Consider the following 23750-nt stretch of genomic DNA (forward strand, 5'->3'; position numbering starts at 1 on the left):
CCCATCGTAGCCACGCGCGCGCGTGTACGACCGTCGGGCACCAGCCCGCCGTGTCCCGGGGCCGTGGGGAGCGATCCCGTCCCTCGTATGGACGCGCGGTGACGCGAGTGGAAAGCTCGAAGGCACCGCGGGCGTCGCCGGAGCCGCCACCGCACGCGGATCCGCGTGTCCGCGCCCACAGTGACCTCACCGTGCACGGGAGGCAGGACCATGGGCGACAAGGCGAACGCACATCCCGGAGCCGCCGGCAGGGCTACGGCGGCCGACCACCCCGCGTCCGTACGGAATGTGGTGCTGGTCGGCCACTCCGGTTCGGGCAAGACGACTCTGGTGGAGGCTCTCGCGCTGACGGCGGGAGCGGTGAACCGGGCGGGCCGCGTGGAGAACGGCGGCACCGTCTCCGACTACGACGAGATCGAACACCGGCAGCAGCGCTCGGTGCAGCTCTCCCTCGTCCCCGTCGAATGGGGCGAGTACAAGATCAATCTGCTGGACACCCCCGGATACGCCGACTTCGTCGGGGAACTCAGGGCCGGTCTGCGAGCGGCGGACGCGGCCCTTTTCGTCGTCTCGGCCTCCGACGGCGTGGACGGCTCCACCCGCATGGTGTGGGAGGAGTGCGCGGCGGTCGGCATGCCCCGGGCGATCGTGGTGACCCACCTGGAGGCCGCGCGGGCGGACTTCGAGGAGATGACCCGTATCTGCGCGGAGACGTTCGGCGGGGACGACCCCGACGCCGTGCTGCCGCTCTATCTGCCGCTGCACGGCCCGCAGGGGCCGGACGGGCACGCGCCCGTGACCGGGCTGACCGGGCTGCTGTCGCGGAAACTGTTCGACTACTCCTCCGGTGAGCGCAAGGAGTCCGAGCCGGGCCCCGAGCAGCTGCCGGCGATCGAGGAGGCCCGCAACCGGCTCATCGAGGGGATCATCGCGGAGAGCGAGGACGAGACCCTCATGGACCGCTATCTCGGCGGCGAGGAGATCGACGTCACGACCCTCGTCGACGACCTGGAACGGGCCGTCGCCCGTGGGGTCTTCCACCCCGTGCTGGCCGCGGCCCCCGCCGCCGACGGCGCGAGACAGGGTCTCGGCACGGTCGAGCTCCTCGAACTGGTCACCGGCGGCTTCCCCACCCCCCTGGAGCGCGAGACGCCCGCCCTCACCACCCCCGAGGGCACGCCCCGGGAGATCAAGGCGGCCTGCGACCCCGACGGACCGCTGGTCGCCGAGGTCGTCAAGACCGCCAGTGACCCCTACGTGGGCCGTATCTCGCTGGTACGGGTCTTCTCCGGCACCCTGCGACCCGACGCGACGGTGCACGTGTCCGGGCACGGCCTCGCCGACCGGGGACACGAGGGCCGTGCCCTCCACGAAGCAGACGAGCGGATCGGCGCCCTGTCCACGCCCTTCGGCAAGCAGCAGCGGACGCTCACGCACTGCATCGCGGGCGACCTGGCCTGTGTCGCGAAGCTGAGCCGCGCCGAGACCGGGGACACGCTGTCGGCCAAGGACGACCCGCTGCTCATGGAGCCGTGGGAGATGCCCGACCCGCTGCTCCCGCTCGCCATCCAGGCGCACAGCAAGGCCGACGAGGACAAGCTCTCCCAGGGGCTGGCCCGGCTCGTCGCCGAGGACCCGACCATGCGGCTCGAACAGAACCAGGACACCCACCAGGTCGTGCTGTGGTGCCTGGGCGAGGCGCACGCCGACGTCGCGCTGGAACGGCTGCGCAGCCGGTACGGCGTCCAGGTCGACGTCGTACCGCACCGGGTCTCCCTGCGGGAGACGTTCGCCGACAGGTCGGCGGGGCGCGGCCGGCATGTGAAGCAGTCCGGCGGGCACGGGCAGTACGCGATCTGCGAGATCGAGGTGGAGCCGCTGCCCGGTGGCTCCGGCATCGAGTTCGTCGACAAGGTCGTCGGCGGAGCCGTGCCGAGGCAGTTCATCCCGTCCGTCGAGAAGGGGGTGCGGGCGCAGGCCGCCAAGGGCGTCGTGGCCGGCTATCCGCTCATCGACGTCCGGATCACGCTGCGGGACGGCAAGGCCCACTCGGTGGACTCCTCGGACGCCGCGTTCCAGACGGCGGGCGCGCTGGCGCTGCGCGAGGCCGCGACGGACGCGAAGATCCATCTCCTGGAGCCGGTGGCCGAGGTGTCGGTCCTGGTCGGCGACTCGTACGTGGGCCCCGTGATGAGCGATCTGTCGGGGCGGCGCGGCCGCGTCGTCGGGACCGAGCAGGCGGGCGGCGGGCGCACCCTGGTCCGGGCGGAGGTACCGGAGATCGAGATCGACCGGTACGCCGTCGATCTGCGTTCCCTCTCCCACGGCACCGCGCGCTTCGGCCGCCGGTACACACGGCACGAGCCGATGCCCTCCCACGTGGCCGAGAAGGTCCGCGAACAGGTCAAGGAGCACTGACGGTCCGGGGCGGGCGGAAGGTTCCGGTCCCCCGGCGGTGTGCCGGCGAACGGTTCCGGCCGTTTCGCGGGCACACCGCCGGCGAAGGGTGGCGGGGCGAGCACAGGCCGAGGACGGCTCAACGCCGGTCCACGGACGGCGGGTTCCGTGAATGTCCGTTCTTCGCACCACGCGGTGTCCGTCGCTGCGGATACGCTGATCACCTGATCGACAAGTATGGCTCGATCGGGCCCGGATCGGGTTATGACCTGATCAACAGGTGTGCGGAGCACGGAAGTCGGGAAGAGCCGCAGGAGCGAGTGTGCGGCGATGGGGGCGGCGGCGGTGGCGGACAGTTTCGATTTCACTCCCGGGGCACAGGTGCCGCTGATGGGCACCGCGGGCCAGACGGCGGCCACGTACGCCCTGGCGTCCGCGGCCTACCGGGACAACGAGATCGCGGAGATCCTCAAGGCCAACAACGACTGGCACAAGTCCGCGGTCAAACCGGGGCGCAAGTGGGCGACCATCTTCCGGCCGAACCTCGGGGAGGCGTTCTCCCTCGCGGTGCGGGACCGGATGGTCGGCGCGGGCCGCAAACCCCTCATCCAGTCCTTCGGCATGGAACCGCAGGTCGTCGTCGAGCACTGCCTCGCGGCGAACAACATCCGCCGGGAGCGCGACAACTGGCTCTCGGCGGTGATGGTCCTGTGCGGCCTGCTCTTCCTGCCCGGCCTGCTGCTCTGGCTGCTCGTCTTCCAGATCCGTACGACGGTCGCCAAGCGTGACAAGCGCGCCGGTGCCCTCGGCACCACCCTGCTGGTCGCCGTGGGCGCCCTCGCCGTGATCTTCCTGTTCAGGATGCCGTTCGACGGCATCTGGGCCTGGTACGCACGGGCCTGCGTGGTGCTGCCCGTGGTGGGCTGGTTCTGGGCCAAGCAGATCTGCGAGCGCGCCGCCGCGGACCTGCGGGACCGCTGGTCCGGCCTGCTGGCCGGCGGCGGGGTCGGCGCCAAGATCCCCGAGGCCGTGCCCGGCAGCCCCAACGAGACCAAGGCCGAGCAGCTGCGCAAGGAGCTGGCCCGGCTCAGCGCCGAACAGCGGTCCAACCTCGTCTTCTACGCCGGCCCCAAGGGCATCCTCGGCATGGGCACCCGCTGGGGCGCCTGGCAGCTCGCCGAGGATCTCGTACCGGCCGAGTCCGGCAAGGAGATCCACCCGTTCCGCAGCTGGGACGTCATACGCGCCATCCACGACCAGCTGCGCATGCTGGAGCGCACCCCCCTCAACACCGGTGGTTTCACGGCGCCCTCCATCAAGCACTGGGTCGTCAGCCCCATCGGCGAGGGCGCCGCCGCCGTGGCCCGGCCCGAGGGCACGGACGTGGACGCCTACCAGTACAAGTCCCACGCCATACAGGAGATCTGCAACAAGCAGCACTTCGGCAGCGGCAACCGGCACTACCTGGGGGTCCAGTGGACGCTCTGGGACGGCCAGTTGATCATCACCATGATGGTCACGGTCACCGTGCTGCACCACACGCTCCGCATCGAGGTGACCGGACACGCCCTGGGCCCGGTGCACGGGCTGTTCACGACCGGGCCGGCGGCCAAGGAGAAAGAGGTCCAGAAGTCGCTGAGGTTCTGGGAGACCCGCAAGGTGAAGCTCCCCCTCGTCGACGCGGACGAGGTCGTACGGCTCGCCGCGCGCGCCCCGCTGACCTGGTACCCGCCGCTGCTCAACTGGCTCGGCGGTTCCATCGGCCTGCCCGAGCCGTTCGGCCTGCGGCACGCCTGGGCCGACCAGCCCTGGCGGCACCGCTTCATGGCCGACGACGCGCTGCGCGCCGCCACGCCGGTGCTCCGCGTGGTGCACAACGCCGCGATCAAGGTCCTGAAGGACAACGGTGTGGACACCGAGAAGTTCGGCTCAAGGGCCGGATTCCTCAGCGGGGCGGTACAGGACGCGTCCCCGCGGAAGGCTGACCTCTACGACGCGTGAGCGCTGCGCTCGGCCTGGGCCGGGGGGTGCGGGCGGGGGCTGACTGCGGGTGCGGGTCCGGTGGGACTTCTCGCGCAGTTCCCCGCGCCCCCGGGAAGCAGGGGCTGCGCCCGCTGCTTCTCCGGACCGAGAAGGCGTCTTGAGCCCCTCACCCTCTCGGTCCACCCGCCCGCGACCGTCCGGTGTCCGGCTCAGGCGGACGGCCAGGCTTCCGCCAGCATCTTCCGGGTGTCGGCCAGGAGTTGGGGCAGGATCCGCGTGTGGCCGACGACCGGCATGAAGTTGGTGTCGCCGCCCCAGCGGGGAACGATGTGCTGGTGGAGGTGGGCCGCGATACCGGCACCCGCGACCGTGCCCTGGTTCATGCCGATGTTGAAGCCGTGCGCGCCGGACGCGGCACGCAGGGCGGTCACGGACTGCTTGGTCAGCTCGGCCAGCTCTGCGGTCTCCGGCCCGGTGAGGTCCGTGTAGTCGGCGACGTGACGGTAGGGCACGACCATGAGGTGGCCGCCGTTGTACGGATAGAGGTTGAGCACCGCGTACACATGCTCGCCGCGCCTGATGATCAGGCCGTCCTCGTCCGATTTCGCCGGGATCGAGCAGAACGGACAGCCGTCGTCGGCCCCAGGACCGGTCGGCTTGTTCTCACCCTGGATGTACGCCATCCGGTGGGGCGTCCACAGGCGCTGGAACGCGTCCTGCGTTCCCACTCCGATCTGCTGCTCCGGCTCACTCGTCATGCAGTGCAGCATATTGCTTCGCCCGTTCGCGGCGTGTCGGCGGGTACCCGGGCGTGACCCGCGGGGCCAAGCTGAGGCGATGGACCTCGACAGCCGCACGCTCCGCTGGGAACGGCGCACCGGACGCGTCCTCGCCGGCGCGTCGGCCCTCTTCCTCTCCTCGTACGCGGTACGGGTGCTCGCCCACGGCCTTCCCCAGGTCTGGCTCGACCTCTGTCTCGCGGTGACCATGGCGTGCTGGGCGATCTTCGCCCTCGACTACGGGGTGCGCTGGCGGCTGAGCGGGCTGGGCCCGAGGTTCGTACGCGTCCACTGGCTGGACACCGTCGTGCTCGTGCTGCCGCTGCTGCGGCCGCTGCGCGTCGTGCAGATCCACGACGCCGTACAGCGTCGCCACCAGCGGCCCCGGCTCTCCCTGCACGCGCGCGTGGCCGTCTACGCGGGCCTGTCGGTGACCCTGCTCGGCTTCACCGGCGCCCTCGCCGTCTACCAGCAGGAGCACGACGCACCGGGCGCGACGATCCTGACCTTCGGGGACTCCGTGTGGTGGACCTGCTCGACGCTCGCCACGGTCGGGTACGGGGACGTCACCCCCGTGACCTCGATGGGCCGGACGATCGCCGTGTTCCTGATGGCGTGCGGCCTCGCCCTGCTCGGCACGGTGACGGGGTCGTTCGGGTCGTGGCTGATCCAGGTGTTCGCGCGGGAGGACGAGGCGAGGCCCCCGGAGAGCTGAACTCTCCGGGGGCCTCGCCTCGGCCTCGGCGCGGGTTACGCCTCAGATCTGGACGCGGTCCGCCACGACCTGCGCGATCTTCGCGATGGCCTCCTCGACGGGAATGCCGTTCTCCTGCGAGCCGTCGCGGTAGCGGAAGGAGACGGCACCGGCCGCCATGTCCTCATCACCGGCGATGACCATGAACGGCACCTTGGCCTTCTGGGCGTTGCGGATCTTCTTCTGCATGCGGTCGGAGGAGGCGTCGACGTCGACGCGCAGGCCCTTCCTCTTCGCTTCGGCAGCGAACTTCTGCAGGTACTCCACGTGTGCGTCGCCGATCGGGATACCGACCGCCTGGACGGGCGCCAGCCAGGCCGGGAACGCGCCCGCGTAGTGCTCCAGGAGGACGGCGAAGAAGCGCTCGATCGAGCCGAACAGCGCGCGGTGGATCATGACCGGGCGCTGCTTGGAGCCGTCCGGGCCGGTGTACTCCAGGTCGAAGCGCTCGGGCAGGTTGAAGTCGAGCTGGACCGTGGACATCTGCCAGGTACGGCCGATGGCGTCCTTCGCCTGGACGGAGATCTTCGGCCCGTAGAACGCGGCGCCGCCCGGGTCCGGGACGAGCGGAAGGCCCTGCTTCTCGGCCACCTGGCGGAGCGTCTCGGTGGCCTCTTCCCACGCCTCGTCCGAGCCGACGAACTTCTCCGGGTCCTTGGTGGACAGCTCCAGGTAGAAGTCGGTGAGACCGTAGTCGCGCAGCAGGTTCAGGACGAAGGTGAGCGTCTTGTCCAGCTCGTCCGCCATCTGCTCGCGGGTGCAGTAGATGTGCGCGTCGTCCTGGGTGAAGCCGCGGGCCCGGGTCAGGCCGTGCACGACGCCGGACTTCTCGTACCGGTACACGGTCCCGAACTCGAAGAGGCGCAGCGGCAGTTCACGGTACGAGCGGCCACGCGCGTCGAAGATCAGGTTGTGCATCGGGCAGTTCATGGGCTTGAGGTAGTAGTCCACGCCCTCGTCGAGCTGCATGGGCGGGTACATGCCGTCGGCGTACCAGTCCAGGTGGCCCGAGACCTCGAAGAGCTTCCCCTTCGTGGCGTGCGGGGTGTAGACGAACTCGTACCCCTCCTCCTCGTGCCGGCGGCGCGAGTAGTCCTCCATGACGCGGCGGATGATGCCGCCCCGGGGGTGGAAGACGGCGAGGCCGGAGCCGATCTCGTCCGGGATGGAGAACAGGTCGAGTTCGTTGCCCAGCTTGCGGTGGTCGCGCTTCTCGGCCTCGGCGAGGAAGTCGAGGTGTGCCTTCAGCTCCTCCTTGGAGGGCCAGGCGGTGCCGTAGATGCGCTGGAGCATCGGGTTCTTCTCGCTGCCGCGCCAGTACGCGGCGGCGTTGCGCATCAGCTTGAACGCCGGGATGTTCCGGGTGGTGGGCAGGTGGGGGCCTCGGCAGAGGTCCTTCCAGCACAGGTCACCGGTCTTGGCGTCCAGGTTGTCGTAGATCGTCAGCTCACCGGCGCCGACCTCGACGTCCGCGCCGTCGTCGGAGGAGGCGGAGCCCTTGAGGCCGATCAGCTCCAGCTTGTACGGCTCGTCCGCCAGCTCCTCGCGGGCGGCCTCGTCGGTGACGACGCGGCGCGAGAAGCGCTGGCCGCGCTTCTGGATCTCCTGCATCTTCTTCTCGACGGCCTTGAGATCCTCGGGGGTGAACGGCTTCTCGACGTCGAAGTCGTAGTAGAAGCCGTCCCGCACCGGCGGGCCGATGCCCAGCTTCGCCTCCGGGAACAGCTCCTGCACCGCCTGGGCCATGACGTGCGCGGTGGAGTGGCGCAGGATGTTGAGGCCGTCCTCGGAGGAGATCTCCACGGGCTCGACGGTCTCGCCGTCGCGCACCTCGTAGGCGAGGTCCTTCAGCTCTCCGGCCACGCGGGCGGCGACGACGGTGCGCTCGCCGGCGAAGAGGTCGGCGGCCGTAGTGCCCGTCGTCACCACGCGCTCGTCCCGCTCGGAATCGCGTTGGATGATCACACGGACGTCGGACACCGGTTTCTCCTACCTGAAGGGGCGGCCCGGGCGGTCTGCTGCGGCCTGGGCCATTGGGAAGGATCGTACCGAGCCCGGGGTGCTCCTCGCGAAACAGATACCTCAGTCCCCTCCGCAGGCCTCCTCGAAGAAGGCCGTGATCTCCGCGGTCTCCTGCAGCGACTTCATCAGCCGGTCCCGCTCCGCCTCGTCGACCTGCACGGGGGCGATCCCGTCGGCGTCCGTGAGCCGCCGGAACCCTCCGCGGCTCTCCAGCCTCCCCCGCACCCGGACCGGCAGTCCCACGAGATGGGCCTGCCCCGCGATCCGGTACGACTCCTCGTCCAGGGTCATGCGGACGTGCGGCACCTCGGCGCCCGCGAGGACCCGCAGTCGTACGGTGCCCTCGCCGCGCCCGGCGGACCGGCGCATCCGCACCACGGCCCCGGTGATCCGCACCGGCATCGAGGGCTCCTCCCGCAGATAGCGGGCCCCGGCCTCACGCAGCACGGGCAGGTCGCCCGGTGAGAACTCGACGGGCTCGGCCGGTGACGCGCCGCCCTCGGGGACCCCGGCGGCCGGCGCCCAGTCGACGGCGACCCGGGCGCCCTCGGTGCCCCGGACGAGGGCGACGAGCGCCTCGGTCAGCTCATGGCTGACCCCGGCCTCGACGGCGCCGTCGAAGGCCTCCATGCCACCGGTGGCGCGCCGGTAGTCGATGGCCTCGCGGGCGGCGTAGAGGGCCTGGTGCAGGCGCAGGGCGAGGGGGCGGCCGGTGGCCACGGGGACGAAGGCGGTGAGGCGGCGGCCGCCGGGTGCGGCACCGACGAGGACGCTGTCCAGACAGGCGGCGGCGGGCAGCCGGTGCCGGGCTCCGTAGTACCCGGCACGCGCGCGGGTGGCCAGCGCAGCAGCGAGGAGCATCTGGCGGGCGGCCGACCGCAGTTGGTCCTCGACCCCCCAGGAGGCGGTGCCCAGGGCGCCGGTCGGCACGTCCCGCCACCAGTGGATCTCGTCGCTGGGCACGGTGAGGGCGACCAGAACGTCCCGCGCGGCGGGCGAGCCGCTGCGGGACAGGGCCGTGAGGGCCTCGCCGAGCAGGTCGTCGCTGTCGGGAAAGGCCCGGTTCTCGGGCACGAGCAGGCTCATGCCCCGCCCGGCCGGCCCCGGCGGGGTCCAGCGGCCGTACCGGCCCGCGGCTCCGCCGCGCCGCTGCCAGCCGTGCCGGCGCAGCAGGGCGCCGAGGACGGCGGGGTCGACCTGGTCGGGGTCGGGCGGCCGGGTCCAGGTGGGCTCGTCGGGATGCGGGCGCACCGCGCGAACGGGCTCCCCGATGGGACGGCGTACGGACGCGCCCTCCTCGTGGGGACGGGGCGTCCGGCCGTCCTCGCCCTGCGGACGGCCCGGTGTCCCGTCGTCGGCGTAGGGACGTCGGCCGGAGGTGTCCGCACGGTGTGGGTGCCGGGCGGACGCGTCGTCGTAGGGCCGTCGGCCGGGTCCCTCGTCGTAGCGGCGCGCGCCGGGGCCGTCGTCGTCGATGGGGCCGTGGGTCACGGTCTGCCTCCCGTTCCGACCCGCGTCATGATCTCGCAGAGCGCTCGGTCGTCGAAGATGCGCGAGGTCGGTATGCGCACGGTGGTGCGCCGCCGGCCGGTGATCGGGTGTCCGGCGAGGTTGATCCAGTAGCAGCAGTGCCGCAGGTCGAGCCGGTCGTGGCCGGCCCGCAGCCACTGCTCCTGCGAGCGGGGGACGATCATCACGACCAGGATCTTGTGCACCGAGACGGGGGTGCGGGCCAGCTTCGCCAGGTGCTGGTTGTCGAGGGTGAAGGAGAAGAACCGGCCCGCCGGGTTCGGCGCGAGCTGGTAGGTGGCCTTGAGTTGCACCTTGATGGTGACCTCGTCGTCGACCGTGTGACCGGGCGAGCCGTGGCTGACGTGCCAGTCGATGCCGTTGTCCGGAAAGGGCTGGGAGAGCGAGCAGCCCGCCGCCGCGGCCACCGCGTGCAGATAGCCCACCTGCAGGGTCTCCATGCAGGCGGTGGTGGCGAGGGAGCCGCGGAGCGGTGCCGCGTGCTCGGGCAGCAGCCCGCCCCGCTCGGGCTGCGCAATGGCCATGACCAACAGCCTTCCAGTGCTGGTGTTTCCCCGTACCGGGCCGCTGAACTGCGCCGACCCGTACTTCTGTTGTCTCCTTCCGGCGTACGGCGCAAACAGCCCGGGTATCACCAAACTGGCAGAAGACGGGACGTCAGCTGCCGTGGGTGAACGAGGAGTTGTGGACACATGACGTGTTGGTACGAGGGGCCCTTGGCGGCGTTCGACACGGAGACCACGGGTGTGGACGTCGAGACCGACCGGATCGTGTCGGCCGCCGTGGTCGTCCAGGACGCGCCCGGCACCCGCCCCCGGGTGACCCGGTGGCTGGTGAACCCGGGTGTGCCGGTGCCCGCCGCGGCGACGGCGGTGCACGGGCTGACGGACGAACGGTTGCAGCGCGACGGCCGCTGGCCGGCGCCGGTGATGGAGGAGATAGCCAGGGCGCTGGCGGAGCAGGCGGTGCGCGGCCGCCCGCTGGTCGTCATGAACGCGCCGTTCGATCTGACGCTGCTGGACCGTGAGTTGCGGCGGCACCGCGCCTCGTCGCTGGACCACTGGTTCGAGGCGACGCCGTTGCGGGTCCTCGATCCTCGGGTCCTGGACAAGCATCTGGACCGCTACCGCAAGGGCCGGCGCACGCTCACCGACCTGTGCGCGCACTACGAGGTCGTGCTGGACGGCGCGCACGACGCGGGAGCCGACGCCCAGGCGGCGATGGACGTCGTCCGCGCGGTGGGGCGCCGTTTCGCGACCCGGCTGGCCCGTCTCTCCCCCGCCGAACTGCACACGCTGCAGGCCGTGTGGCACGCGGCGCAGGCCCGCGGCCTGCAGGCCTGGTTCGCGCGCAGCGGCACGGAGGAGGCGGTGGACCCGGCGTGGCCGCTGCGTCCGGACATGCCGGCGGCGGCATGAAAAAAGCCGGTCCGCGTCCGCGGACCGGCTCTACCCGGTGGGCGATACTGGGTTCGAACCAGTGACCTCTTCGGTGTGAACGAAGCGCTCTCCCACTGAGCTAATCGCCCGGGAACGGACTGAACAATACAGGTCCCGGCGGGTCTGGTTCAAACCGCTTGGCCGTGCGATCTGAGGTGGGCGAGGAGTCCGTGTCGTCCCGCCCGCATCATCAGGGTGTGGTTGGCGCGGAACACGGGCCGTCCCGGTACGGCGAGGCGTCGCAGCAGGGGCTTGGTGACGTCGACCTCCTGGTCGTAGAGGGCGAGGGTGCCGGGTCCCTCGGCGGTGACCGTCCAGCGGGCCCAGCCGTTCAGGTCGCCGGTCATCGCGATCTCCAGGACGCCGGTCGCCGCGTCGCGCCGTACCGCCCGCGCGGTGAGGACGAGTTCGTACGGCACGACCGAGCGGATCCGGAGGGTGCCGGTGGTGTCGTCGATCCGGGTCACCTCGCGGACCTGGGGCCACCAGCGCGGATAGTCCTCCGGGCGCCGGAGCGCGTCGTAGACGGCGGCGGGCGGGGCGGGCAGGCTCCAGCGGCTGCGGAAGCGGTAGTGGCACCAGTCCATGGTCGGATTGTGCCTGCGCGGAGGCCCTGCGTGCGGGATCTGAGTACCGCCTTGAGTACGTGGACTCATGTCGTGCGGCGTGACGCCGACCACACTCCGTGGCATGACGCCTTTTCCGTCCCCGGCCGAGGAGCTGCGGGTCCTCGACGCCGAACTGCGGCAGCTCGACGCCCGCCGCGTGTTCCTGCTGACGCGCCGCGCCTGGCTGGTCAACGCCCTCTACGCGTCGGCGTCGGCACCCGGCGCGCCCACCGCCCCGCCCGCGCGGCGCCCAGAGGCGACGGCGCCGAACGTGCAGAACGTGCTGCTGGTCCTCGGCGGCGTCCTGCTGACCGTCGCGGCGATCGCGTTCACGCTGGTCAGCTGGGGACACCTGGGGATCGGCGGCCGGGCCCTGGTGCTCGGCGGGGTGACGGTGGCCGCGCTGGGCGCGCCGTGGGCGCTCCTGCGCCGTGGCCTGCGCTCGACCGCCGAGGCGGTCTCGGGCCTCGGCCTCGCCCTCACCGTCCTGGACGCGTACGCGTTGCACGAGGTCGCGTTCGCCGGCGCGGACGGTACGGGATACGCGGCCGTCGCGGCCGCGGTGCTGGCGGTGACGTGGGCGGCGTACGGGCTCATCCTGCGCGCCCCGGCGCCCGAGGCGGCGGACACCAGGCCGGCACTGCCCCGCCCCGCTCTCGCCCTGCCCCTCCCCCTCGCCCTGGTCGCCGCGCAACTCCCGCTTCTCCTCGGGGCGTTCGCAAGCGGCGCGGATGTCGAGACGGTCGCGGCCGTACTGCTGGTGACAGCGGCGGCCGACACCGCGATCGCGCTCCGGGTGTCCCCGAAGCCGGTACGGATCGTCGCCGTGGTCGGCGCGTTCGGCTGGGGCGCCGGGGGTGTGGTGACGGCCGGGTGGCTCTCGTGGGCCGCCGCCGGCCCGGGCGCCGCCGTCCGTGCGGCGGCGCTGCTCGCCCTCGCCGCGGCGATCGCCCTGACGACCGCCCGGTTCACCCCGAACCGCGCCCCGGCCCTCGGGACCGCACTGACGGGTGGGCTCCTCGTGGTCCTCGGCGCCGGCGGAATCGCCCGCTCGGTCCTGCCCGAGGTGTGGACGGTCCCGGCCCATCTCCTGTGCGGAATCGCCCTGTTGGCCGTCGTTCGGACGCGGGCCCCCGAGCCCGTCCGCCGGGGCCTCGTGCATGCTTCCTCCGTCGTGCAGGGCCTCGCCGTGGCCACCGCGCTGCCCACCGTGTCCGTCGCGCTGCTCGGCCCGGTCGGCCGGATCGAGCGGGTCTGGTCGGGCGCCCCCGCCGACGCCCGCGCCGCGGTGACGCTCGACGTGCCCTGGCCGCCGAACACGGCCACCGTGCCCCTCGTGCTCGTCGTCGTCGCCGGGGTGCTGGCCGTGGCCGCGCGCACCGTCTCCTGGCGCACCCCGGCCCTGGTCGGCGCGCTGATCCTCACCTGGGCGACGGCCCTGGTGCTCCCTCCGGTCCTCCGACTGCCCTTCACGGCGGGGCTGGTGGCGCAGGGCCTGCTGGTCGTGGCCGCACTGGGCCTCGCCGTGTCCGTCCGGTCGGCGGAGCCCGGGCGCCTCCGGGTCCCGCTGCCCCTCACGGGTGCCGTACTGGCCCTCGTCACCTCCGTGAACCTGGCCCTGCACTCCCTGGCCACCGAGGCGGCGACCCTCACCGTCCTCGGCGCCTCGGCCATCCTGTTCGCGGCGGCCGCACGGTACGGGCGCACCGGCCCCGGGCTCCTCACGGCGCCCGCCGCACTCGTCCACGCCACCGCCCTGACCTGCGCGATCGGCGCCTCCGCCGACTGGGAGCCGCACCACACGGCGCTGCTCGTCCTCACCGTCCCGGCCGTCGCGGCCCTACTCGCGGCCCGCCTCGGCGACTCGCCCCTGACCATCCCCGTCGAGGCGACCGGAGCCGTCGCCGGCCTCCTGACCATCGGCCTCTCCGCCACGCACCCGCCGCTGCTGGCCCTGACCCTCGCGCTCTGCGGAGTCATCACCATGGGCACAGCCGTACGACCGGACCGCCGCGGGCTCGGTTACGCGGCGACCGCCCTCTTCGTCCTGGCCTCCTGGGTACGGCTGGCAGCCTGGGATGTCGGCTCCCCGGAGGCGTACACCCTGCCGGTGACCGTCCCGGCCCTGCTCGTCGGCCATCTGCGCCGGCGCCGGGACCCGACCGCCTCGTCCTGGACTGCGTACGGCCCGGGACTCGCCGTCACGCTCGTTCCGAGCCTCGTGGCGGCCTGGGGCGACGCGCACTGGCTCCGCCCCCTGCTGCTGGGCGCCGCGGCCCTGGCCGTCACCCTGCTGGGTGCCCGCCACCGTCTCCAGGCGCCCCTGCTCCTCGGCGGCGGCACGCTCACCCTGGTCACCCTCCACGAACTCGCGCCGTACATCGCCCAGGTCGTGGACGCCCTCCCCCGCTGGGCGCCTCCCGCACTGGCGGGCCTGGTCCTGCTGGCAGCGGGCGCCACCTACGAACAACGCCTGCGCGACGCCCGCCGCGTACGGGACGCACTGGGCAGACTGACCTGAGGCGCGCGCCCCGTCAGGGGCGCGGGAAACTGCGCGACCAGCCACGACGATCCCGCAGTTCCCCACCCACCCCAGCCGCCCCAGGCCCCCCGCTCGACCCAGCGGAGCGCTACGGCATCTTGTCGCCCACCAACGCCAGGTTCTGGATCGCCGCCAGCCCGTACAGCGCGGTCGCGTTGGTCGACACCCACGCCGCCTCGCTGCCCGGCACGAGCGCCGTCGGCCCCTCGATCTTCTTGGTGGTCCAGTCGGTCGACTCCTTGTAGTCCCAGGTGTCGGCGCTGTTGTAGAACTGCCGCCACGCACGGGCCGCGAGCTTGTCGTCCTTCAACTGCACGGCGGCGTACGCGTCCTGCCGCGAGTGGCCCTGGAAGAGCAGCAGGGTGCCGAAGTTGGAGCCGTACCGCGCGGCCTGCTCCGCCTTCGTCGCGTTGAAGTAGCGGCAGTAGTCGAGCCACGCCTCCTTGAACTTGGGCATGTCGATCTGGTCGAGGAGTTCCGCGCACATCTCGACCAGCCCGAACATGGCCGACAGATGCGACACCCCGACCACCGGCTTGTCCGCGACGGCGAACTTGCCCGTGTCCAGGTCGTACAGGCCGGTGCCCTGGACGAAGCCGTTGGGCTGGGCCGCGATCGTCTCCATGGTCGACAGCACGCGCGCCCTGGCCTTCTCCCACTTGGGGCCGCGCCGCTCCCACTCGGTCAGCCACGCGGACACGAGCCCGGACCAGTCGGTGCCGAAGCCGATCGACAGGGCGTTGCGGTCGGGGGTGTAGGGCTCGGTGCGGATCTTGCGGATGGGGTCGAGGACGAGGAACGTCTCGTCGGAGTCGACGTTGGCGTGCATGAGGTCGCCGACGCGTTCGTCGGCGGTGAGGAAGTAGTAGTAGCGGCGGTAGGTGGTGTTGGCGATCCGCTGCTGCTTGGCGCTGTCGGCGTAGTGCTGGACGCCGTGGCGGGTGCCGAGTCCGGCCCACTTGCCCAGGTGGTAGACGTCGACCTCGCCGGTGTGCCGGGTCATGGCCTCGGCGAAGCGGAAGATGTCCGCGCGGCCGGAGCGCATGTACGCGAACCAGAGCCACAGGTCCGGTGAGAGTTCGGAGTTGTCCCAGGCGTAGCCGCCGATGTCGTAGCACCACTGGTGACGGCTGGGGTCGTAGCTGTGCATGATGTCGCCGTAGTCCCAGAAGCCGTACCACCGGCGCATCTCCACCTGGTCCTTGTAGTAGGTGAAGAGGAAGTCGAGGTGGTCCTCGATCTTCGCCTTGGCGGCGGTGGACCGGTCGGGCTCGGCGAACAGCCTGCCGAAGACGCCCGCCTCGACGAGCTGCCGGGGCGGGGCGGCGAGCTGCGGGGGTGTGCGGACGGCCTCGACCTGCTGGGCCATGGCCTCGGCGCCCGGCGTGGACTCATGGGCCCAGAAGAGGAGTTCGCTGGTACGGGCGATGCCGTACGGGGTGCCGAAACCGGGCTCGTAGTCCTCGTAGGTGATGTTGAGTCCTTCGAGCTGCTCGGCGTAGGTGTCCTGGCCCATGCCGTCGTGGTAGAAGCGCAGGTCCATCGGCCGTGCCTCGGGCGACCAGAGCCAGAGGGTGACCTCGGCGGTGTCGGTCTGCGCGTCGCGGATGTCGAGCTGGGCGGGGAACTTCTCCCAGAAGTCCCGCAGTCCGAAGGCGAACCCGCCGGACGCGCCACCGACGTACCCGAAGCCGCTGGCCCGCCGACCGCCGCCGGCCGGGATCCAGCCGTGGCCCTTCCTGGTGCGCTTGCGGACGCCGAAGCCGTCGGCGGACAGCTGCGAGAGCGTGTAGTCGCCCCATTCGGGGATGTACTGCAGACGGGTCGTGACACGCTGGTCCCAGGTGGAGGGGTCGGGCAGCTTCTTCCCCTCGAACTGGGCCGTGCGCACCGCCGCCCCCGGGTCGCGCCGCAGCCCCGTGACACCCTTGACCGCCTCGCGCAGCAGGCCCGTGCCCTCGCCGCCGATACGGATGTGCCGGTCGTACGCGGCGTCGCGCATCGGCACCTCGAAGCGGACGCCGATGCCCCGGACGAAGTCGCCGCCGGCCTTTCCGGCCTGCTGGTCGCCGTCGAAGGTGATGGTGTGCACCAGGCGGAACGACTCGGCACCCGCGTAGAAGTAGAGGCGGATCGAGAAGGGCAGCCAGCTGTGGCTTCCTCTGCGGTGCTTTCCGTCGATGCGGACCACGGCACGCACCGGGCCCTCCTGCTCGACCTCGACCTCGTCGATGAGGCTCTCGTAGCGCTGGTACTTCTCCGTGCCCTGGTCGCCGTCCTCGATCTCGGGCTGGCGCAGCAGCACCAGACGGCCGCTGTGGGCGATCTCGGTGGAACCGCGCAGCACGGACTTCACGAGTGTGGAGCCGGACTTGCCGATCTTGGCGGTGATGACACCGGTCGACACGTCGATGGTGGTCGCGCGCTCGTCGACGGTGACCTTCTTCGCCGGCGCCGCGGGCGTGCCCGCGGCGAGGGTGAGCTTGCCGGAGCCGGCGCCCGCGCCCACCGCGTGCGCGGTCCACTTCACGGAGCCGTCGGGCCAGTAGCCGATCGGCCAGGACTGTACGGCGACGTCCTTGCCGTCCGCGTCGGTCAAAGAAAACGACTGTTCTTTTTCGTACGCCCCCTTGGGCCACGGCACACCCACGGTCGAACCGGGAGCGGCGCCGAGCCCACCGTCCTCCAGCCAGTCCAGGGTCACCGGATCCGCCTTCGCCGCCTCGGCCAGGGGGGCGGCCTGCGCGTCCGCGCTCCCCAGCGCCCAGCTGAACTGCGCGGCGGCTCCTGCGACGGCGGCCGCCTTGAGAAGGGACCTGCGGTCGATCGGGGACATGGCCTTTCCTTTCCGTACGGGACGTCTTGCGTGCTGGCAGTCAGGGGCATGACAGAGAGAGGTACGGCGCCTCCGGGCGCCGACCTGAACGGGCGGCACCGCCCGCCGCGGTCAGCGGCGGCGGTACCGCTCCTCCACGGCTACGGCCGCCGCCGCGACGGCCCCGAGGACCGGGATCGCCAGCGGCGCGACGAGCCAGGCGGAACAGGCCACCACGACCACTCCGCCGACGAGCAGAAACGACCCGGCGGGGTCGAGCACGGTCCGCCGCCCGGCCGCGCCGAGCAGCGCGCGCCAGGTGGCGCCGGGCCGCCAGACCGCCGCCGCGCGCAGTCCGGCGACCACGGCGCCGATCAGCGCGAGGACACCGACCGCGCCGACCAGCGGTCCGCCCGGAATCCCGGCGCGAACGGCCCGGACGTCCACCCACACCGCCGCGAGCGCCGCCCAACCGGCGAGCCCGACCAGCCAGCCGCCGCGCACCGCCGTCCGGAAGTCGGCCCAGAACTCCCGCCACCCGCCGCCCTCGTGGGCCGTGCGGCGCCCGAGGTGCCGGGAGCCGGCGGCGAACGCGGCCGGGTAGGTCAGCAGCGGCAACGAGGCCAGCGCGATCCACACCCCGGTGAGCAGACACTCGGCGAACAGCGCGAACCGTTCGGCGAGCACGGACTCCTCGCGGGGAGCGGCGGTCTTCGCTCGGGCACGGGCCTGGGCCATGGTCAGCTCACCTCAGCCCTTCAGGCCCGAGGTGGCCATGCCGTCGATGAGGTAGCGCTGGAAGGCGAGGAAGAAGGCGAGCACCGGCAGCAGGGCCACCAGCGACATCGCGATCATGCCGCCGTAGTTGGCCACCCCGTCCTGGTCCACGAACATCTTCAGCCCGAGCGAGACCGTGTACTTGTCGGGCTCGTTCAGATAGATCAGCGGGCCCATGAAGTCGTTCCAGGAGTTGATGAACGTGAAGATCGCGCTGGTGATGAGCGCGGGCCGGCACAGCGGCAGCACGATCGACCAGTAGATCCGGAAGTGCCCGCAGCCGTCGAGCCGCGCCGCCTCGTCGAGCTCCTTGGGCAGGTTCCGCATGAACTGCACCATCAGGAAGACGAAGAACGCCTCCGTGGCCAGGTACTTCGGCAGCAGCAGGGGGGTGGAGGTGTTGATCAGGTCCATGTTGCGGAACAGCACGTACTGCGGGATCAGCAGCACGTGGTACGGCAGCAGGAGCGTGCCGATCATCAGCGTGAAGAGCAGGTTGCGTCCGGCGAACTTGATCTTCGCGAAGGCGTACGCCGTCAGCGAGCAGGAGACCAGGATCCCGATCACCGAACCCACGGCGAGCGTGAGCGAGTTGAGGAAGAACGTGGAGATCGGGATGTCGGCGATACCGTCGGCGAGTCGTGTGTAGTTGGCGACGACCGGGTCGCTCGGCAGCAGGTCCAGACTGCCGACGATGTCCTCGCTCTTCTTGAGCGAGCCGCCGACGACCCAGATCACCGGGTAGAGGATCACCGCGAGGATCGCGAGCGACCCGAGGTGCCAGGCGAGGGAGCCGGGCAGCCTGCGGCGCAGGGCGCCCGTCCGCGAGGAGGACGCCGGGGCCGGGGTGATCTCGGTGGCCTGTGCGCTCATCGGGCACCCTCCTCGTAGTGCACCCAGCGCTTCTGGGACCAGAACAGCACGGCCGTCACCAGGGCGACCGCGACCAGCAGCAGCCAGGCCATGGCGGAGGCCAGACCCATCCGGCTGTTCTCGAAGCCCTGGACGTACAGATAACAGGTGTAGACCATCGAGCCGTCGGCCGGACCACAGGCATTGCCACCGGCACCGCCGCCGACGATGTACGCCGAGCTGAAGATCTGGAACGAGTGGATCGTCTCCAGCAGGACGTTGAAGAAGAGGACCGGGGAGATCATCGGCAGGGTGATGTTCCAGAAGCGCCGCCAGGTGCCCGCCCCGTCGACCTCGGCGGCCTCGTACAGCTCCCGCGGGACCTGCTTGAGACCGGCGAGGAAGATGACCATGGGGGCGCCGAACTGCCAGACGGTGAGCGCCACCAGGCTGTAGATGATCATCTCCGGGTCGCCGGTCCAGCCGCCGACGTCGATGCCGAAGATCTTCTGCGTACGGTCGACGATCGCGTCGTCGGAGAAGATGGCCTTCCAGACGATCGCGATGGAGACGCTGGCGCCGATCAGCGACGGCGCGTAGAAGGCGGCGCGGTAGAAGGCCTGCCCGCGCCGCTTCTGGGCCAGGAGCAGCGCCACGCCGAGGGCCGCGATCAGCTTCAGGGGCGTGCCCACGGCGACGTACCAGAGGGTGACCCGCACCGAGTGGCGCCAGCGCGGGTCGGCGAACATCTCGGAGAAGTTGTCGAGGCCGATCCACCTGGGTGCGTCGAACAGGTTGTAGTCGGTGAAGGCGAAGTAGAGCGAGGCGATCATCGGGCCTGCCGTGAGCAGCAGGAATCCGGCGATCCAGGGGGACATGAAGAGATAGCCGGCCAGGTTCTCCCGGCGGCCCCGCCGCTTGAGCGCGGCGGGGCGGGGAGCCTTGGCCGGACGCTGCCGCGGCTCGGAGTCCCGGGTCAGGTCCTCCGTCGCAGGGGCGTGTGTCACGGCGGTTCCCATCAGCTGCCGAGAGCCGTCTTCGACTCGGTGAAGAACTGCTTGACGGCGTCGTCCACCGAGCGCGTGCCCAGACCGAGTTCCTCGCCGATGCGCAGGAACGCGGCCTCACAGATGTCCGCGCCGTTCGGGTGCGGGGTGATGGGCTCCAGGACGCCGGCCGCGACGAGGGACTCCTCGTACGCGGCGATCGCCTTGTTGACCGGGTCGGTCGGCTGGAACGCGTCGTACTGGGCCTGCGTCGCGGGCACCCCGCGGTCGTAGCCCATGATCTTGGCGACCTCGGGCTCGTGCACCATGAAGTCGATGAACTGCGCGACCTCCTTGGGGTGCTGGGTGCGCTTGGAGGCGCTGAGCATCAGGGAGCCGAGGTACTGGCCGGTCTTCTTGCCGTCGGTGGTGGGGATGGGGGCCAGGCCGTACTCGCTCTTGCCCTCGGAGGTGTAACGGACCGTGAAGTTGTCCCAGGTGAACTCACCGGCGGCGAGTTCCGCGGCGACCGCCGACTTGGGCTTGATCTGCGCGACCTTCTTCGGGTTGGCGTAGAGGCCCTCCTTGATGCCCTTCCTGGCCTTCGCCCACCACTGCTCGAGATCCGCCTCGGTGAAGCCGAGTCCGTCCTCGGTGAAGAACGCCTTGCCGTTCTGGCGCAGGTAGAGGTCGTAGAGGTACATCACGCCGTACATGCCGCTGTCGCCGGCCCGCCCCGTCCTGTCGCGGATCTTCTTCATCGCCGCGTCGAAGTCGTCCCAGGTCCAGCCCTGCTCGGGCTTCACCCCGGACTTGGTGTAGACGGGCTTGTCGATCACCAGGGCCATCGAGTTGGACCCGACCGGCACTCCGAGCAGCTTTCCGTCGACCTCACCGAACTTCTCCAGGCCCGCTCTGAAGCCCTCCAGCGACAGGTGGCCCGCCTCGACCTGCGGGCCGAGATCGAGCAGCACATTCTTCGCGTCGTATTTCCGCAGGAAACCGATGGCATTCTGGAACACGTCCGGCGGATTTCCACCGGACGCCTGGGTGTTGAACTTCTTCCAGAAGTCGGGATAGGGCTGGAAGTCGGTCTTGACCTTGATCTTCGGGTACTTCTTCTCGAAAAGCGCGATGGTCTTCTTGATGCGTGCCGCGCGGTCCTCGGCGCCCCACCAGGCGTAACGGATCGTCACCGTTCCGTCCCCCGCGCCGCTGCCGCCGCCACAGGCCGTGGCGGTCGCCCCCAGCCCCGCGACGGCCAGTGAGGCTCCGGCCGCCTTGAGGACCGTCCGCCTCTCAACGTTCCTGTTCTGCTGCATGGTTGAGCCTCCCCGCGCCGTTGCGTCCGCGCCGTGAATCGTTTCAAGTAAGCGCTTGCTGGCACAAGGTACGGAGAGCCTCAGGAGACGTCAATGATTCGGACAGGAATTGATGGAAAGCGGCGTCACCCGAGGGCCGGGCACACAGAGGCCGCAGGTGACGGCTGGTCAACCGAAAGCGCAGGTCCGGCAGTTGCGGTCGACGGGCCGAACGCGGGGGCGGCCGAGGAGCCGCGAACGGAAGAGGCTGAAAGGAGTCAGTGGGGCGGTCCCCGGGGCCCCTCGTCGAACCGCCCGCGGAGCAAGGCGGACCAGCCGACAGCCACCCCTCGCACAGGGACGGGAGAGCACTGGATTCGGCCAAATCGAGGCGGAGCCGGAGACTCGCCCCGCACTCCGGCCGTCAGCCGGCCCCCATCGGTCGCGAACCCTCAGACCGCCCGGCGCTCGTGGACCCCGAATTTCCCCGGCCCGGCCCGGCGCCCGGCACCGACCCGCACGACCGCGAAAAGCGGCCCGGCCCACGTTTCCGTGGACCGGGCCGCCATCATCCGGTGGGCGATACTGGGTTCGAACCAGTGACCTCTTCGGTGTGAACGAAGCGCTCTCCCACTGAGCTAATCGCCCGGACGCAGGAAGAACATTACCCCATGTCAGCGGGTGCCTTCGACCACGTTCCCCGGCCCCGTGCCGGCCCGTCCGGGATCACTGGTCCTTGATGTTCCAGGGCATCTCGAAGCCGAACTTCCAGACGTAGACACCGACCAGAACGGCCACGATCACCAGGCCGATCGTCGTCAGCACGATGTTGCGGCGCCGGACCTTCGGGTCGAGGGCGCGCTGGGTGGCCTCGGAGACCTTCCGCTTGGTCCAGCGGAGCACCAGCTGGGCCCAGACGAACTCCGTCGCCCAGATCGCCATGCCGCCGAAGATCACGAGCCAGCCCGGTCCGGGCAGCGGAAGCATGATCACACCCGCCACGACCACCGCGAGGCCGACGACGAAGACGGCCACCTGCCAGCTCACGTGCAGCATCCGTCGCGCCTTGACGAATTCCGGCGCTCGGGATCCGAGCGGCGCTTCGTCCTTGGCCATATCGGCCTCACCGTTCGCTACGTCCGTGTCACTCTTCGTTCCGTCGGCCGCCACACCGACCTCCCCCGTTCCGTGACTCCCCGTGTCCATACGGCCAAACCCTACCGGAGAGAAACCGGTCACTGGAATGGTCGTACCCACCGAAGACGGTCTCGGCCGGATGAGCTACCAAAAGCGACGCAAAACCCCCAGAGGGGTTTACAACGGCACCGTAGGTGGCATGTCGATTTCGCCGACGTGCGAATCCCCGAGCGCACACTGAGCGAAAGGCCTTGGCGCTTATGAACACCACGGTCAGCTGCGAGCTGCACCTGCGCCTCGTTGTGTCGAGCGAGTCCTCACTGCCCGTTCCAGCGGGACTTCGGTATGCCACGGCCGATCCCTACGCCGTGCACGCCACCTTCCACACCGGAGCAGAGGAAACGGTCGAATGGGTGTTCGCCCGCGACCTCCTCGCCGAGGGCCTGCACCGGCCCACCGGCACCGGCGACGTCCGAGTCTGGCCGTCCCGCAGCCACGGTCAGGGCGTCGTGTGCATCGCCCTGAGCTCCCCGGAGGGCGAAGCCCTCCTCGAAGCCCCGGCGCGAGCCCTGGAGTCCTTCCTGAAGCGCACAGACGCCGCCGTGCCACCCGGCACGGAGCACCGGCACTTCGACCTCGATCAGGAGCTCTCGCACATCCTCGCCGAGAGCTAGGGCGAGGCCTCCACAGAGCCGCCCGGCGCCGTCCACTCGGGGAGACGGCTCGGGCCCGAACAACCGAATACGGCTTCGGGCCGACCCAACGGCGCCGTCGTCGCGGACCCCCGCGCGACGGCGTCGCCATGTCGTGACCCTGCGTGACGAAGTCCGGGTCCCCTTCGTCCCCGCTCCGCTCCGCGGCCGGCTCTCCTGGCCCGTTCCGCCCTTGGCAGGGCGCTCCTGGCCGGTCGGCACCGGCCCACCGCCTCGCCGAGCGATTACCATCGGCCAGCATCGGCGGGCGCCCGCCCGACCCACGCAGGCCAGGGAGCGAAACGTGCTGATCACCCACGACACCCGGTGTTCCCTCGATGCCGTGGTGGATCTGGTGAACACCGCGCCGGACGACGAGACGGCGACCGACGAGCTCGCGACCGTCGCGGCGCTCGCCGAGTTCGTACGAAGGCACGACATCAGCGATGTCAGGGGGCTGTCCGAGTTCGACCTCGCGGCCGTGCGGCGGGTTCGCGGCCGGTTCGCCGAGATCTTCGCGGCAGCCGACGCGGCCTCGGCCGCCTCGGTCATCAACGAGCTGATCGCCGCGGCGGGCACCACCCCCCGCCTCACCGACCACGACGGCTACGACTGGCACGTGCACTACTTCGCGCCCGGCGCGTCGCTCGCCGACCATCTCTCCGCCGACTGCGGCATGGCGCTGGCCTTCTTCGTGGTCGCCGGGGAGCAGGAGCGGCTGCGCCGCTGCGAGGCTCCCGACTGCCGGCGCGCCTTCGTCGACCTCTCCCGCAACCGCTCGCGTCGCTACTGCGACAGCCGCACCTGCGGAAACCGCCTGCATGTGGCCGCCTACCGGGCACGCCGCAAGGAGGCCGCGGGCTGAACCGGCCGCCGGCCGCGCGAGCAGGCCGGTGCAGGGTCGAGGCTGGGCACGGGGACTGACGGAGCCCTCGACGGATGACGCCAGGGGCTCCGTTTACGGCTCAGAGCATCAGCAGATCGTGCAGTGACGCCATGAGCAGCAGGCAGCCGATCACCGCTAGGAAGATCATCAGCGGTGGCTGGGAGAGCGCGAAGAGACAACCTCGACGCTCCTCCGGTGGGGCGACAGTGTCGCTCTGTGTTGTGTCCAGCATCTCGCCGCGATGATGACG

General features: G+C 71.0%; 19 protein-coding genes and 2 tRNA genes. 7 read left to right on the forward strand and 14 right to left on the reverse strand.

The genetic code is table 11. The features are described 5' to 3' along the window. The first annotated feature begins 210 nt into the window (after positions 1-210). Positions 211-2418 (forward strand): elongation factor G-like protein EF-G2, encoded by a 2208-nt coding sequence (locus tag ACZ6BB_RS13820; RefSeq protein ID WP_471615440.1) that lies wholly within the window; start codon positions 211-213, stop codon positions 2416-2418. Between the two features lie 309 nt (positions 2419-2727). Further along, positions 2728-4398 carry a hypothetical protein gene (locus ACZ6BB_RS13825; protein ID WP_471615441.1) on the forward strand — a complete coding sequence of 557 codons (1671 nt, stop codon included), beginning with the start codon at positions 2728-2730 and terminating at the stop codon, positions 4396-4398. Between the two features lie 191 nt (positions 4399-4589). On the opposite strand, the gene ACZ6BB_RS13830 is transcribed toward ACZ6BB_RS13825, so the two are convergent. Next, entirely contained in the window at positions 4590-5150 is a 561-nt protein-coding gene (locus ACZ6BB_RS13830) for an HIT family protein (RefSeq protein ID WP_471615442.1), read from the reverse strand. A 67-nt stretch (positions 5151-5217) separates the two neighbouring features. On the opposite strand from ACZ6BB_RS13830, the gene ACZ6BB_RS13835 reads away from it, so the two are divergent. Beyond that, positions 5218-5874 carry a potassium channel family protein gene (locus ACZ6BB_RS13835; protein ID WP_471615443.1) on the forward strand — a complete coding sequence of 219 codons (657 nt, stop codon included), beginning with the start codon at positions 5218-5220 and terminating at the stop codon, positions 5872-5874. 42 nt (positions 5875-5916) lie between these two features. Here the strand turns inward: ACZ6BB_RS13835 and thrS are convergent, their stop codons facing one another. The 3 genes from thrS to ACZ6BB_RS13850 form a co-directional block, all read right to left on the reverse strand. Beyond that, positions 5917-7893 carry a threonine--tRNA ligase gene (thrS, locus tag ACZ6BB_RS13840; protein ID WP_471615444.1) on the reverse strand — a complete coding sequence of 659 codons (1977 nt, stop codon included), beginning with the start codon at positions 7891-7893 and terminating at the stop codon, positions 5917-5919. Between the two features lie 102 nt (positions 7894-7995). Next, positions 7996-9426, reverse strand: coding sequence for a hypothetical protein (locus ACZ6BB_RS13845; protein WP_471615445.1), 1431 nt, complete (start codon positions 9424-9426; stop codon positions 7996-7998). Further along, a complete protein-coding gene (locus ACZ6BB_RS13850; RefSeq protein ID WP_037725663.1) occupies positions 9423-9989 on the reverse strand; it encodes a DUF4365 domain-containing protein in 567 nt (188 codons plus the stop codon). Before ACZ6BB_RS13850 ends, ACZ6BB_RS13845 begins: the two co-directional genes overlap by 4 nt. A 168-nt stretch (positions 9990-10157) precedes the next feature. On the opposite strand from ACZ6BB_RS13850, the gene ACZ6BB_RS13855 reads away from it, so the two are divergent. Further along, positions 10158-10883: an exonuclease domain-containing protein gene (locus ACZ6BB_RS13855; RefSeq protein ID WP_471615446.1), complete on the forward strand. Its 726-nt coding sequence runs from the start codon at positions 10158-10160 to the stop codon at positions 10881-10883. Between the two features lie 38 nt (positions 10884-10921). Here the strand turns inward: ACZ6BB_RS13855 and ACZ6BB_RS13860 are convergent. Further along, a tRNA-Val gene (locus ACZ6BB_RS13860) sits at positions 10922-10993 on the reverse strand. A 39-nt stretch (positions 10994-11032) separates the two neighbouring features. Then, positions 11033-11491: an SRPBCC family protein gene (locus tag ACZ6BB_RS13865; protein ID WP_471615447.1), complete on the reverse strand. Its 459-nt coding sequence runs from the start codon at positions 11489-11491 to the stop codon at positions 11033-11035. Between the two features lie 103 nt (positions 11492-11594). Here ACZ6BB_RS13865 and ACZ6BB_RS13870 point away from each other — a divergent pair, with 103 nt between their 5' ends. Continuing rightward, positions 11595-14033, forward strand: coding sequence for an SCO7613 C-terminal domain-containing membrane protein (locus ACZ6BB_RS13870; RefSeq protein ID WP_471615448.1), 2439 nt, complete (start codon positions 11595-11597; stop codon positions 14031-14033). 109 nt (positions 14034-14142) lie between these two features. Here ACZ6BB_RS13870 and ACZ6BB_RS13875 read toward each other — a convergent pair whose 3' ends face one another. The 7 genes from ACZ6BB_RS13875 to ACZ6BB_RS13905 all read right to left on the reverse strand — a co-directional run bounded on the left by ACZ6BB_RS13875 (position 14143) and on the right by ACZ6BB_RS13905 (position 21991). Next, the gene (locus ACZ6BB_RS13875) at positions 14143-16890 is read right to left on the reverse strand and encodes an exo-rhamnogalacturonan lyase family protein (protein ID WP_471615449.1); all 2748 of its coding nucleotides are present in this window, start codon (positions 16888-16890) and stop codon (positions 14143-14145) included. 111 nt (positions 16891-17001) lie between these two features. Continuing rightward, entirely contained in the window at positions 17002-17607 is a 606-nt protein-coding gene (locus tag ACZ6BB_RS13880; RefSeq protein WP_471615450.1) for a hypothetical protein, read from the reverse strand. 12 nt (positions 17608-17619) lie between these two features. Next, positions 17620-18519 carry a carbohydrate ABC transporter permease gene (locus ACZ6BB_RS13885; protein ID WP_471615451.1) on the reverse strand — a complete coding sequence of 300 codons (900 nt, stop codon included), beginning with the start codon at positions 18517-18519 and terminating at the stop codon, positions 17620-17622. Beyond that, a complete protein-coding gene (locus tag ACZ6BB_RS13890) occupies positions 18516-19517 on the reverse strand; it encodes a carbohydrate ABC transporter permease (protein ID WP_471615452.1) in 1002 nt (333 codons plus the stop codon). The genes ACZ6BB_RS13885 and ACZ6BB_RS13890 overlap by 4 nt, the downstream gene beginning before the upstream one ends. Further along, entirely contained in the window at positions 19517-20806 is a 1290-nt protein-coding gene (locus ACZ6BB_RS13895) for an ABC transporter substrate-binding protein (protein WP_471615453.1), read from the reverse strand. The genes ACZ6BB_RS13890 and ACZ6BB_RS13895 overlap by 1 nt, the downstream gene beginning before the upstream one ends. A 555-nt stretch (positions 20807-21361) precedes the next feature. Beyond that, positions 21362-21433: transfer RNA gene (locus ACZ6BB_RS13900), tRNA-Val, on the reverse strand. A 78-nt stretch (positions 21434-21511) separates the two neighbouring features. After that, positions 21512-21991, reverse strand: a complete 480-nt coding sequence (locus ACZ6BB_RS13905) for a TIGR02611 family protein (RefSeq protein ID WP_471615454.1) — start codon at positions 21989-21991, stop codon at positions 21512-21514. 191 nt (positions 21992-22182) lie between these two features. Here ACZ6BB_RS13905 and ACZ6BB_RS13910 point away from each other — a divergent pair, with 191 nt between their 5' ends. Next, positions 22183-22596, forward strand: coding sequence for an SsgA family sporulation/cell division regulator (locus ACZ6BB_RS13910; protein ID WP_257850025.1), 414 nt, complete (start codon positions 22183-22185; stop codon positions 22594-22596). Between the two features lie 322 nt (positions 22597-22918). Continuing rightward, positions 22919-23479 carry a CGNR zinc finger domain-containing protein gene (locus tag ACZ6BB_RS13915; protein WP_471615455.1) on the forward strand — a complete coding sequence of 187 codons (561 nt, stop codon included), beginning with the start codon at positions 22919-22921 and terminating at the stop codon, positions 23477-23479. 100 nt (positions 23480-23579) lie between these two features. Here the strand turns inward: ACZ6BB_RS13915 and ACZ6BB_RS13920 are convergent, their stop codons facing one another. After that, entirely contained in the window at positions 23580-23732 is a 153-nt protein-coding gene (locus ACZ6BB_RS13920) for a hypothetical protein (protein WP_013004980.1), read from the reverse strand. Positions 23733-23750: the final 18 nt, after the last annotated feature.

It is taken from the genome of Streptomyces sp. NPDC041108, from assembly GCF_055592645.1.

Bases quoted from the DNA above. Each gene is read 5' to 3' on its own strand.
- ACZ6BB_RS13820 (WP_471615440.1), top strand. From the start codon at position 211: ATGGGCGACAAGGCGAACGCACATCCCGGAGCCGCCGGCAGGGCTACG.
- ACZ6BB_RS13825 (WP_471615441.1), top strand. From the start codon at position 2,728: ATGGGGGCGGCGGCGGTGGCGGACAGTTTCGATTTCACTCCCGGGGCA.
- ACZ6BB_RS13830 (WP_471615442.1), bottom strand. From the start codon at position 5,150: ATGCTGCACTGCATGACGAGTGAGCCGGAGCAGCAGATCGGAGTGGGA.
- ACZ6BB_RS13835 (WP_471615443.1), top strand. From the start codon at position 5,218: ATGGACCTCGACAGCCGCACGCTCCGCTGGGAACGGCGCACCGGACGC.
- ACZ6BB_RS13850 (WP_037725663.1), bottom strand. From the start codon at position 9,989: ATGGCCATTGCGCAGCCCGAGCGGGGCGGGCTGCTGCCCGAGCACGCG.
- ACZ6BB_RS13855 (WP_471615446.1), top strand. From the start codon at position 10,158: ATGACGTGTTGGTACGAGGGGCCCTTGGCGGCGTTCGACACGGAGACC.
- ACZ6BB_RS13865 (WP_471615447.1), bottom strand. From the start codon at position 11,491: ATGGACTGGTGCCACTACCGCTTCCGCAGCCGCTGGAGCCTGCCCGCC.
- ACZ6BB_RS13870 (WP_471615448.1), top strand. From the start codon at position 11,595: ATGACGCCTTTTCCGTCCCCGGCCGAGGAGCTGCGGGTCCTCGACGCC.
- ACZ6BB_RS13875 (WP_471615449.1), bottom strand. From the start codon at position 16,890: ATGTCCCCGATCGACCGCAGGTCCCTTCTCAAGGCGGCCGCCGTCGCA.
- ACZ6BB_RS13880 (WP_471615450.1), bottom strand. From the start codon at position 17,607: ATGGCCCAGGCCCGTGCCCGAGCGAAGACCGCCGCTCCCCGCGAGGAG.
- ACZ6BB_RS13885 (WP_471615451.1), bottom strand. From the start codon at position 18,519: ATGAGCGCACAGGCCACCGAGATCACCCCGGCCCCGGCGTCCTCCTCG.
- ACZ6BB_RS13890 (WP_471615452.1), bottom strand. From the start codon at position 19,517: ATGGGAACCGCCGTGACACACGCCCCTGCGACGGAGGACCTGACCCGG.
- ACZ6BB_RS13895 (WP_471615453.1), bottom strand. From the start codon at position 20,806: ATGCAGCAGAACAGGAACGTTGAGAGGCGGACGGTCCTCAAGGCGGCC.
- ACZ6BB_RS13905 (WP_471615454.1), bottom strand. From the start codon at position 21,991: ATGGACACGGGGAGTCACGGAACGGGGGAGGTCGGTGTGGCGGCCGAC.
- ACZ6BB_RS13910 (WP_257850025.1), top strand. From the start codon at position 22,183: ATGAACACCACGGTCAGCTGCGAGCTGCACCTGCGCCTCGTTGTGTCG.
- ACZ6BB_RS13920 (WP_013004980.1), bottom strand. From the start codon at position 23,732: ATGCTGGACACAACACAGAGCGACACTGTCGCCCCACCGGAGGAGCGT.